Origin of the sequence: Corallococcus llansteffanensis, assembly GCF_003612055.1 — a bacterium.
Taxonomy (GTDB): Bacteria; Myxococcota; Myxococcia; order Myxococcales; family Myxococcaceae; genus Corallococcus; species Corallococcus llansteffanensis.
This window is the reverse complement of the sequence record NZ_RAWB01000019.1, coordinates 1-12,680: the sequence shown is the minus strand read 5'-3', so window position 1 is coordinate 12,680 and position 12,680 is coordinate 1. Positions and strand designations below refer to the sequence as shown.

Genomic DNA, 12,680 nt, shown 5'->3' with positions numbered 1-12,680 from the left:
GCTCAGCTCTCCGACTCGGTCGCGTCCAGCAGTGCGTCCAGTTCCTCGTCCGACAGCTGCTCCAGCGAGGCCGCGTCCAGCTCTCTCGACACCCGCGCGATGGGCGCGTCCGCGAGCCGCTGCATCGAGCCCGCCATCCGCGACACCACCTCCGCCAGGCCCGCGAGCGTGGGCGACTGGAACACCGCCGTCAGCGGCAGCTCCACGCCCAGCGACTCGCGCACGCGCGAGACGATCTGCGCGGCCATCAGCGAGTGGCCTCCCAGGGCGAAGAAGTCGTCCCGGGCGCCAATGCGCGGGCGCCCGAGCAGCTCCGTCCAGATGCCCGCCAGCGCCAGCTCCTCCGGTGTCGCGGGGGCGACGTACTCCGCGGCGTTGCCCGTGGGGGCCACCCGCGCACGCAGCAGCCGCCGGTCCACCTTCCCGCTCGGCGTCAGCGGCAGTGCCTCCAGCGCCTCGAAGGCCGAGGGCACCATGAAGTCCGGCAGTCGCTCCTTGAGGAACGCACGCAGCACCGCCGCGTCCAGCACCTGGCCCGGCTTCAGGACGACCCAGGCCACCAGGCGGGCCTCGCCGGGCGCGCTCTCATGCGCCACGACGGCCACGCGAGCCACCGCCGGGTGGAGCGCCAGCGAGGCCTCCACCTCTCCGGGCTCCACGCGGACGCCGCGCACCTTCACCTGATCATCCGCCCGCCCCAGGTACTCCAGCCGACCGTCGGGCAGCCATCGCGCCACGTCCCCCGTGCGGTACATCCGCGCGCCGGGCTCCTGACCGAACGGCTCCGGCACGAAGCGCTCCGCCGTCGCCTCCGCACGGCCCAGGTAGCCCCGGGCCGCGCCGGGCCCCGCCACGTACAGCTCGCCCCGCACCCCGGGCGGCACCGGCCGCAGCGCCCCGTCCAGGACGTACGCTCGCATGTTGTCGATGGGCCGCCCGATGGAGACCGGGCCCGCGCCCACCTCGTCCGCTGTCGCGTCCGCCGCCACCTCCGAGGAGCCGTAGAGGTTGAGCAGTCGCGCGTGCGGCATCCGCTCGCGGAAGCGCGCCGCCAGCTCGTCCGGAAGCCGCTCGCCGCTCGTCACCCAGGAGCGCAGCGAGGACAGGCGCCGCGCCACGTCCGGCACCTCCAGCAGCGCTCGCAGCAACGACGGCACCAGCACCCACCGCGTCACCCTGCCCGCCTCCAGCGTCTCCACCAGTCGCGCCGGGTCCTTCACCGTGTCGTCCGACACGAGCACGGAGGGCACGCCCGCGAGCAGCGGCCCGAGCAGCTCCCACACCGAGTCCACGAAGCTCAGCGCCGTCTTCACGACGCACACCTCGCCCGGCTCGAACGGGAAGGCGCGCCACATCCACGCGAAGCGGTTGAGCGTCGCGCGGTGCGTGGCCATGACGCCCTTGGGCCTGCCCGTGGAGCCCGAGGTGAAGATGACGTACGCGAGCGCGTCACCTCCCGGCGCGGTCGGCAACGGTTCCCCGCCCTCCGGCCCGTCCTCCTCCAGCCACAGCGTGGGCGTCCCCGCATGGGGAGGCAGCCGGTCCGCCAGGTGCCGCCGCGCGAGCAGCACCGACGGCCGGCTCTCCTCCACCATCCACGTCAGCCGCTCGCGCGGATACGCGGGATCCAACGGGACGTAGGCGCCGCCCGCCTTCAGCACGGCCAGCACCGCCGCCACCATCTCCACCGAGCGGTCCGCGCACAGGGCCACCCGTGACTCGGGGCCCACGCCCACGCCACGCAGCCGGCGTGCGAGCCGCTCCGCCCGGGCCGCCAGCTCGCGGTACGTCACGCGCGTGTCTCCGGCCATCAGGGCCACGGCGTCCGGCGTCCGCGCCACCTGCGCATCGAAGAGCGCCGACAGACTGGCGTCTCCGTCAAAGGCGGTGCGCGGCCCGCTCCAGTCCACCAGCACCTGCCGCCGCTCCTCCTCGCGCAGCATCGTCACGTCGGCGAGCCGCTCCACTCCGGAGGCCAGTCCCTCCAGCAGCACGCGCCAGTGCTCCAGCAGGCGGGCCACCGCCGCCGGGCCGAGCAGCGCGGGGGCGTAGGCCAGGCTCAGGCGCAGCTTCTCGCCGGGAACCACGTAGGCGATGAGCGGGTAGTTGCCCTGCTCCTGGCTCTCCACGTCCCGGACCTCCAGGCCCGGGACGTTCTGTCCCAGCGAGGTGTCGAGCGGGTAGTTCTCGAAGATGAGCAGGCTGTCGAAGAGCGGCAGGCCGCGCGGCACCTCGCTCCAGCCCTTCACCTGGACCAGCGGGCTGTGCTCGTACCTGCGCAGCTCCAGTTGCCGTGCCTGGAGCTGCTGCAGCCAGGGCACCACCGCCTCACCGGGAGGCAGCGCCACGCGGATGGGCAGCGAGTTGATGAAGAGGCCCACCATGGACTCGGCGTCCGGCAGGTCCACCGGCCGCCCGGAGACGGTGGCTCCGAACACCACGTCCTCCTCCGCCGCGTAGCGGCCGAGCAGCAACGCCCACGCGCCCTGCGCCAGCGTGTTGAGCGTCACCGCGTTGCGCCGCGCGAAGGCCTGGAGCACCTGGGTGGCCTCCGGTGACAGCCACAGCTTCTCCTCGCCCGTGACCGCGGCTTCCACTCCGGGCGCCAGGGGCCGGGCACCCGGCAGGGGTGTCGGTGTGGTGAAGCCCGCCAGCTCCTTGCGCCAGAACGCCTCCGCCCGCGACAGGTCCTGCCGCTGCACCCAGGCCATGTAGTCGCGCCAGGCGGGAGGCCGCGGCAGCGCGAGCTCGCGCCCTTCGGTGAGGGCCGCGTAGCAGGCGAAGACCTGCTGCAGCATCAGGCCCACGCTCCATCCGTCCATGACCAGGTGGTGGTGGCTCCAGAGGAAGCGGTACTCCTCCTCGTCCACCCGCACCACCTGCATCCGGGCCAGCGGCGCGGGGGACAGCTTGAAGCCGCGGGCGCGGTCCTCGCGGACCAGGGCCTCGAGCCTCACGCGCTGCTCCTCCACCGGAACGCCGCGCAGGTCGTGCTCCGTCCAGGGCAGCTCCACCTTCGCGTGGACCACCTGGAGCGGTTCGGGCAGGCCCTCGTGGACGAAGGACGTCCGCAGGATGGCGTTGCGCGCGATGACCTCCGCCCAGGCCCTTCGCAGCGCGGCCACGTCCGCATTGCCGCGCGACGTCCACGCGAGCTGCTCGTGGAAGACGCCCGAGCCCGGCGGCGCCAGCGCGACGTGGAAGAGCATGCCCTGCTGAAGGGAGGTGAGCGGATACAGGTCTTCGGCATCCGGGAACTGCCGCAGCAGGCGCTCCAGCGACGCGGGCGACAGCCGGGCGAGCGGGAAGTCCCCGGTCGAACGGCGGGCCGCGTCCGGCGTGCTCCGGCCTTCCATCAGCTCCCGCAGCGAGGCGCGGAAGCTCTCGGCCACGGCTTCGATGGTGGCCCGCTGATGGACATTCGTGCTGAAGGCCCAGGCAATCTTGAGGCGGCCCTCGCTCACCACCGCGTTCACTTCCAGCCGGTGGGGCCTGCGGCCTCCCGCGCCATGCCACGGTCCGCTCGGCTCCTCCGTGAGGGCGAAGCGCTCCGAGCCCCGGGCCGCCGCGTCGAGCTGGCCCAGGTAGTTGAAGCCCACCTCCGCGTGGGGCGAGGAGCGCAGCGCCTGGGCCGTGTCCTCGCGCAGGTGGCGCAGGATTCCGTAGCCGATGCCATTCGCCGGCAGCCGCCGCCGTGCATCCCGCAGGGCCCTCAGCCCATCACCGGGACTGCCCTCCGCCGGAAGCTCCACCTCCAGCGGGAAGGTGCTGGTGAACCAGCCCACCGTGCGCGACAGGTCCACATCACCGAACAGCGCCTCGCGCCCGTGGCCCTCCAGCTCCAGCCGCACCTTCCGGCCACCCGTCCAGCGCGCCACCGCCCGCGCCACCGCCGCGAGCAGCACCTCGTCCACGCGCGCCCGGTACGCCGCGGGCACCTCGCCCAGGAGCGCCTTCGTCTCCTCCGCGCCGAGCGTCACCGTCACCAGCGCCTCCGAGCCCGGCGTGTCCTCCCCGCCCGGCAGGTCCACCGGCAGCGGCGGTACGTCCTCCGTCGACTTCCAGAGCGGCAGCTCGCGCCCCAGCGCTTCCGACCGGGCGTGCTCCACCAGGCGCTCCGCCCAGGACTTGAAGGACGTCGTCTTCGGCGGCAGCGCCACCGGCTCCCGGCGCTCCAGCCGCGTGTACGCGGACTCCAGGTCCTCCAGCAGCGGACGCAGCGACACGCCGTCCACCGCCAGGTGATGCACCACGAGCAGCAGCCGGTCCTTGCGGCCCGCACCCCGCTCGAAGAGGGCCGCGCGCAGGAGCAGCCCCTCGCCCAGGTCCAGGCTCCGGTGGACCTCCGCGCCCACGGCCTCCAGCGCCGCGCCCTGCTCCGCTTCCGGCACGGACGACAGGTCCACGCGCCGCACGGGGACGCGCTCGGGCACGCCCGCGAGGGACTGGCGCCAGCCCTCCGCGGTCCGCGTGAAGCGCAGGCGGAGCGCGTCGTGATGCGCCACCAGCGCGCGCAACGCCTCCTCCAGCAGCGCCGCATCCACCGGCTGACGCACCTCCAGCACCGTGGCCAGGTTGTAGTGGTGCGGCTCCGGCAGCGCCCAGTCGTCGAAGAAGCTGCGCTGCATGGGCGTCAGCGGCACGGGGCCTTCCACCAGGCCCTGCTCCGCCGTGGCCGCCTTCGCCGTCCCCGCGGCCGCGGCCAGCTCCACGAGCGTCTGCCGCTCGAAGAGCATCGCCGGCTCCAGCGCCAGCCCCGCGGCCTTCGCGCGGGAGACGATCTGGATGCCCAGGATGGAGTCGCCTCCCAGCTCGAAGAAGTTGTCGTGCAGGCCCACGCGCTCCACGCCCAGCACCTGGGCCCAGAGGGCGGCCAGCGTCTTCTCCGCCTCGGTACGAGGCTCGGCGAACGCCTTCGCCGTCCCCGCGGCCGCGGCGTCCGGCGCCGGCAGCGCCGCCCGGTCCACCTTGCCGCTGGTGGACAGCGGGAGGGATTCCAGCGCGACGAAGGACGCGGGCACCAGGTGTTCCGGCAGCCGCTCCTTCAGGAAGGCCCGCAGCGCGGGGGTGTCCAGCTCGGCGGCGTGAACGACGTACCCCACCAGCCGCCGCGTTCCCGGCGGGTCCTCGCGCACGGTCGCCACCGCGTCACGCACGCCGGGGTACTGGCGCAGCGTGGCCTCCACCTCGCCCAGCTCGATGCGGAAGCCGCGCAGCTTCACCTGGAAGTCGGTGCGGCCCAGGTACTCCAGGCGCCCGTCCGCGCGGTAGCGGGCCCGGTCTCCCGTGCGGTACAGCCGCGCGCCGGACTCACCGCGGAACGCATCCGGCACGAAGCGCTCCGCCGTCAGCTCCGGCCTGCCCAGGTAGCCACGCGCCACGCCCGGCCCTCCCAGGTACAGCTCGCCCGGGATGCCCGGAGGCACGGGCTGTCCCCGCCCGTCCAGCACGTACGCGCGCATGTTGGCGAGGGGTCGGCCGATGTCCGGCCGCTCCACGTCCAGGTCGGTGGAGACGGTCGCGCAGACGGAGGCCTCCGTCGGGCCATAGCCGTTGAGCAGCCGCCGGCCCGGCTTCCAGCGCCGCGCCAGCTCCGGCGTGCAGGCCTCTCCGGCGGAGATGATCGTCTCCAGCGTGGGCAGCCCGTCCGGCTCCAGCTGCGACAGCGATGAAGGCGTGAGCGTCACCGTGGTGATGCCCCGCCCTTCCAGCACCGCGCGCAGTGGTTCGCCCGGAAGCAGCGACTCGCGCGGGACCAGGTGCAGCTCCGCCCCGGCCACCAGCGTGGACAGCACCTCCAGCACGGACGCGTCGAACCCGAGCGCCGCGGCCTGGAGCACGCGCCTCCCCGGCCCCACACCATGGGCCCGGATGATGGAAGGCAGCGTGTTGCAGAGGCCCTGGTGCGGCACCAGCACGCCCTTCGGCGTCCCCGTGGAGCCGGACGTGTAGATGACGTACGCCAGGAGGCCCGGCAGCGAGTCCACGCGAGGCGCCTGCGCGGGGTGGCGCGCGATGCGGCTCCACTCCGTGTCCAGGGAGACGAGCACCTCACCGCCCGCGGGGAGCACATCCACGAGCGCGTCCTGCGTCACCACCACGGACAGCGCGGCGTCACGCATCAGGTAGCTCAGCCGCGCCGTGGGGTACGCGGGATCCAACGGGACGAACGCGCCGCCCGCCTTCAGCACGCCCAGCATTCCCACCACCAGCTCCACCGAGCGCTCCGTGCACAGACCCACCCGCACCTCCGGGCCCACGCCCAGGGTCCGCAGGTGGTGCGCGAGCTGGTTGGCCCGGGCGTCCAGCTCCGCGTACGTCAGCCGCGATTCCCCGGCCACCACCGCCACGGCGTCCGGCGTCCGCGCCGCCTGGGCCTCGAAGAGCCCGTGCAGGCTTGCGTCCTGAGCGAAGGGTTCGTGGGTGTCGTTCCACGTCACCAGCATCCGCTGGCGCTCGGCGTCGGACAGCAGGGGCAGCTCCGTCACGCGCTGGGACGGATCCGCGGCGATGCCCTCCAGGAGCCGCACGTAGCGCTCCCAGAGCAGCTCCACCGTGAACAGGTCGAACAGGTCCGCCGGGTACTCCAGGCCGCCCGTGAGGCCGTCCGGCGTCTCCCGCAGCTCCAGCGACAGGTCCACCTTGGTGGCGCCGATGTCCAGCTCGATCATCTTCACGCCCAGGCCCGGCGTGCGGACCTCCACCGCGGGCGTGTTGTGGAACGTGAGCATCGCCTGCACGAGCGGCATGCGGCTCGGGTCGCGCGGCACGCGCAGCTCGTCCACCAGTCGCTCGAAGGGAATCTCCTGGTGGGCGTACGCGCCGATGGACGCCGCCTTCACGCGGCGCAGCAGCTCCACGAAGGTGGGCGCACCCGACAGGTCGCCACGGATGGCGAGCGTGTTCAGGAAGCACCCGATGAGGCCCTCCAGCTCCGGGCGGTTGCGGCCCGCGGCGGACGTGCCGACGATGATGTCGTCCTGACCCGAGTACCGGGACAGCAGCGTCTGGAACGCCGCCGTCAGCACCATGAAGGGCGTGGCGCCCTCGCGACGGCCCACGGCCCACAGCGCGTCCATCAGGGCCCTGGGCGCGGCGACCTGGAGGCGGCCACCCCGGCCCGACCAGCGCGCGGGGCGCGGACGGTCCGTGGGCAGCTCCAGCACCTGCGCGCCGGCAAGCTGTGCCTTCCAGTAGGCGAGCTGGGCCTCCATGCCCGACCCCAGCAGCCAGCCCCGCTGCCACACGGCGTAGTCCGCGTACTGCACCGGCAGCTCCGGCAGCGGCGACGGGCCGCCCGCCGCGAGCGAGAGGTAGATCGCCACCAGCTCGCGGAAGAGGACGCCTCCGGACCAGCCGTCCGACGCGATGTGGTGCAGCGTGAGGTGCAGCACCGAGGCCGCCTCACCCATGCGGATGAGCGCGGCCCGCATCACCGGCCCCCGCACCAGGTCGAAGGGCTTGCGCGCTTCGGCCAGCGCCAGCTTCAGGGCCTCCGCCTCACGAGCCTCCGGCGTGGAGCCACGGGCCTCCAGTCGCTGAAGCACCAGGGGCATGGACGCGGCGATCACCTGGTGCGCTCCGCCGTCCTCCAACGCGAAGGTGGTGCGCAGGACCTCGTGCCGGCGCACCAGCACGTTCAGCGCGGCCTCCAGCAGCGTCACGTCCACCGCGCCATCGAGCCGGAGGGTGACGGTGTTGTTGTACGCGATGCCCGCAGGGTCGAGCTGGTTCAGGGCCCAGATGCGCTGCTGCGGGAAGGACAGCGGCAGCGGCCGGTCCCGCGGCACGCGGACCACGGGCGTGGCCGTCGCGGCGGGAGCCTCCGCGACCGGCGTGCGCACGGAAGGCCCAGGGGTCGCCGCCGTATCGCGAACGGTCTTCACGGCCGGGCGGCGCACCTTCGCCGCGCGGGCAGGCGCCACCAGCTCCACGTCTCCGACGTCGCGGAAGCGGGCATGTTGGCCCGTCAGGAAGAAGCGTTCCTCGGAACCGGGCGGGGAGATGAAGCGCGCACGGGTGGCCTCGGGGTCGTTCCAGAAGCCGAGCGGAACGGCCGCGCCGCCCAGGGCCAGCTCACCCACCACGCCGACGGGCACCGGCCCGCCGGACGCATCGCGCACGTAAGCCGGTGCGGTGGCGGGGGAAGGCCAGGCCGCGCCCACCATCGATGCGTCCAGCCGTTCCACGTGCTGCGCGGAGGTGAAGACGTCGTGCGGTTCACCCCCCAGCACCCAGCGGTTCACACCGGCCAGGGCGCCCTCGGCCCCGGGGAGCTCTGACAAGGCACGCGCCTGTGACGGGGCGCAGCGCAGCAGGGTGACGCCCTCGTCCCGGATGAGCTCCAGCAGCTCGCCGGGCTCGGAAGCACCCTCTGCGAGCACCGCATCGGTGGGCACCGCCTGCACCTGGCTGCGCCTGCGAAGCACGTCCAGCAGGCGCAGGCTGGACATCATCGGCTCCAGTTCCACGCCGAAGTCCACGAGGCACGCGATCTCGTCGACATCCAGGGAGCGCACGCGCTCCACCACGCGCACGCAGTCCTCCACCGAGCCGAAGAGGCCGCCCTCGCGGATGTAGTGCTCCACGCCCTGGGCGAGCATCACCTCCACGTCCTCCGGGGTGAGGCCGCGCACGTCCACCTGGAGGCCCTGGCTGGCCACCAGGTTGGCGAAGACGTCCACCGAGCTGCGGAAGTACCGCAGCAGCGGTTCACGCACGGCCTCGCGCACCGCGTCCAGGTCCTGGCCGAGGAAGGTGTGGAGCATCAACGTGACCTGTCCACGGCCGGGGCCATGGCCTGCCTTGCGATACGTCTCGCGGTACAGCGCCACTTTCGCCGCCAGCTCGTCCAGGCTGGAGCCCAGCCCGAGCACGTTGGTGAGGATGCCCGCGCCCACCTCGCCGGCCTTGCGGAACGTCTCCGGGTTGCCCGTGGAGGTGAGCCACACCGGCAGCTCCGCCTGCTTCGGCCTGGGCCGCAGCGCCAGCTCCACTTCGTTGCCCGCGCCGTTGCGCCGCCGCACCGTGCCGCCGCGCCACAGCCGCCGCACCTCCTCCAGCCGCTCGATGAGCACCTCGCGCCGCCGGGCGAACGTGTCCGGCGAGAGCGCGAAGTCATTCGCGTGCCAGCCCGTGGCGAAGGAGATGCCCACGCGCCCGCGCGACAGGTTGTCCACCACGGACCACTGCTCGGCCACCTCGATGGGATCATGGAGGGGCAACACCACGCTGCCCGCGCGGATCTGCACGTGGCGCGTGAGCATCGCCAGCGCGCCGCCCACCACCGACGGTTGGGGATACAGGCCGCCGAACGAGTGGAAGCGCCGCTCCGGCGTCCAGACCGCGGCGAAGCCGTGCGAGTCCGCGAACTTCGCGCCCTCCAGCAGCAGCTCGTACTTCTCCTCCCCCAGCGAATCCTCGTCGTTGGCGAAGTAGGAGAGGCTGAAGTCGAGGGGCCGGCGGGTGTCCGGCTTGTGGCCCAGGACGGCGAAGCGCGCGGCCAACCGCTCGGGCGGGAGGACGACGCGCATGCCCCGGGCCAGCGCCCACAAGAGGTCCAACCCCGCTGGATCCGCCGACGGCCCGCCCGCCGCCAGCCACACCCCGCCCTCGCCCGTCCCCATCCGCGCGTCCAGCGAGGCCAGCACGTGCGCCACGTTGCGGTGGGACAGCATGACACGGCCCTGCCCGCCCAGTGCCTCGGGCGCGGGAACGATGAACGCCAGACGCTCAGGGGGCGCGGCCTCGACCTCCAGGCCACCCGTTGCGACGGCCACGACAGCCAGGGTCTCAGGAGGCGCGGCCTCGACCTCCAGGCCACCTGTTGCGACGGCCACGACCGCCATTCGCCCAGGAGCCTCGGCGTCCGCGGCCCACCGCTCAGGGTGCATGCCCGCCGCCGCCCCACCCGCCTCCACTGCGAGCGCGCGAAAGCCTTTGGGCAGCGAGGGGACATCAACGGAACGGGCCACCAGCAACAGCCGGGGCCCCTTCGCGGGAAGGAGGGACGCCAGCTCCGCGACCTCGCCCGCCGTCACGGGCAAGCACGCCCCACCCGCCTCCAGCACGCCCCAGAGCGCGATGACCGACTCGACCGACGGCTCCAGCCGCACGGCCACCGGCACCTCCGCGCCCACGCCCTCCTGCTTCAGTCGGGCCGCGAGCCCCCGGGCCCGCGCCGCCAGCTCCCGCCATGTGAGACGGCGAGCACCCGTGCTGATCACCACCGCATCCGGCGAGCGATCCGCCCGTGCAGCAAACCGTGAGAGCAGCCCCGGAGCGGACGCATCCGCTCCCGGAGCAGATGCTCCCAGCCCAACCGGAGCGGACGCATCCCTTCCCGGAGCAGATGCTCCCAACGCAGACCGAGTGGATGCCTCCACCTGGAGGGCCGGCAGGCTCCGCTCCACGGAAGCCACCAGGGGCATCCGCGACACGCGAAGCTCCGGATCCGCGAGGACCGCGCCGAGCAGCGTCTGGAGGTGCCCCGCCAGCCGCGCGACGCGCGACTCGTCATAGAGCTCCGTGGCGTACTCGATGAAGCCGTGGAAGCCACCGCTATCGCTCTCGTTCAACAGGAGCGTCAGCTCCCCGAGCGTGGCGCCAAACTGCGCGGGCGTGCCCGGCACCTCCACCAGACGGATGTCCAGGCCCGCCACCGGCGGAGGGGCCGTGGCGATGTGCGCATGCAGCACCAGGGCGGCGTCACACAGGCGCGAGCGGGCCGGATCCCTCCCGGGCGCCACGAGCGGCAGCAGGTGCTCGAAGGGGACGTCCTGGTGGCTGGACGCGCCAATCGTCGTCTCACGGGCCCGCGCCACCAGCTCGCGGAACGACGGGTCGCCCGACAGGTCGGTGCGCAGGGCCATCGCATGGGCCACGAAGCCGATGAGCGGCTCCAGTTCGCCCCGGGCGCGGTTGCCCACCGGCGTGCCCACCACGATGTCCTCGCGCCCCGAGTAGCGGGCCAGCACCGACGACAGGGCCGCCAGCAGCGTCATGAAGGGCGTCACGCCTTCGCGCTGGCTGAAGGCCATCAGCGCGTCGCTGAGCTCGCGTGAGAAGACCACCGGGAAGCGGGCCCCGCGCAGACGCAGGTCCACCCCGCGCGGGCGATCCGACGCCAGCTCCAGGGGCGGAGGAAGCTCCGCCAGCACCTCGCGCCAGTACGCTTCCTGTGCCGCCAGCGTGCCCCCTGAGAGCGAGCGGCGCTCCCACGCCGCCGCGTCCACGTACTGCACGGCCAGCTCCGGCAGCGGTGCCGGCTTCCCTTCGAGGAACGCGTGGTAGTTCGTCGCCAGCTCGCGGAAGAAGGCCACCATGGACAGCGTGTCCGACGCGATGTGGTGCACCGTGAGCAGCATCAGGTGCTCCGCGTCGGCCAGTCGCAGCAGGCTGGAGCGGACGATGGGCCCGTGCTCCAGCGAGAACGGCCGCCGCGCCTCCTCCAACGCCAGGCGCAGCGCCTCCGCCTCGCGGTCTCCCGCGTGGCCGCGCAGGTCCACCACCGGCACCTGGATGCGGACCTCGGCGGCGAAGTGCTGGCGCACGCGCCCGTCCTGCACGCGGTACGTCGCGCGCAGCATCTCGTGCCGGCGGATGACCTCGTTGACGCTGCGCTCCAGGACCGCGACGTCGAGCGTCCCGGAGAGCCGCACCACCAGGGGCATGTTGAGGGAGGGATTGCCCGGGTCGAGCTGCTCCATCCGCCACACGCGCTCCTGCACGACGGACAGGGGCAGCTCGCCGGTGCGGTCGATGCGCACCATCGACTCCTGCCCCGCCACGTCCTCCAGGGGACGGGACGTCTGGAGCATCGCCTCGATGCGCTTGGAGATGCCCGTCACGGTGGGCGCGTCGAACAGCGCGCTCAGCGGGAGCTGCACGGAGAACGTCTCACGCAGGCGGGTGAGCATCTGCGCCGCCATCAGCGAGTTGCCCCCCAGCTCCAGGAAGTCGTCGTCCGGGCCCACCTCCACCACGCCGAGGCGCTCGCGCCAGATCTCCATCACGCGTCGCTGGATCTCCCCCACGGGGACCCCGGTGAGGGCAAGAAGCTCGGGCGACGAGCCCGCCTCGGGGGGATGGGGCACCGCCGCGGGCGGGGCCCACGGCACGAGCGGCGCGTCCTGGGACGCCAGGCGGCAGGACTTCTCCTCGAACGGGTACGTGGGCAGCGGAACGCGGCGGCGCGGCTCCCCGGCGTGGACCTTCTCCCAGGCCACGTCCACGCCCGAGGACCACAGCTCCCCCAGCGACTGAAGCAAGCCGCGGCAGTCACCCTCCGTGGGACGACGGCGCAGCGACGGCATCGCGACCAGGTGCTTCTCCCGCCGCGTCCGCGCCCGCGCCAGCGAGGTGAGGTCCGTCCCCGGGCCGACCTCCAGCAGGACGCTGCACCCATCACCGAGGAGCACCTCCAGGCCCTCGGCGAAGCGGACCGGCTGGCGCATCTGCCGGGCCCAGTACGCGGGGTCGGTGGCCTCCTCGGCGCGGATCCACGTGCCGGTGAGGCTGGAGACGAAGGGCAGCTCCGGCTTCTTGAGGCGGAGCGAGGACACCGCCCGCGCCAGGTCCGGCATCAGCGGCTCCACGGCGCTGGAGTGGAACGCATGGGCCGCGGGCAGGCGCACCACGCCCACGCCCCGCCCGGAAAGCACGCCCTGCAACGCCTCGAT

At 73.4% G+C, this 12,680-nt stretch carries 1 protein-coding gene; it reads right to left on the bottom strand.

Translation table 11 applies throughout. The annotated features are described in order from the left end of the window. Positions 1 to 2: 2 nt before the first annotated feature. Positions 3 to 12,662 carry a non-ribosomal peptide synthetase gene (locus D7V93_RS46410; protein ID WP_244237085.1) on the bottom strand — a complete coding sequence of 4,220 codons (12,660 nt, stop codon included), beginning with the start codon at positions 12,660 to 12,662 and terminating at the stop codon, positions 3 to 5. Between the last annotated feature and the right edge of the window lie 18 nt (positions 12,663 to 12,680).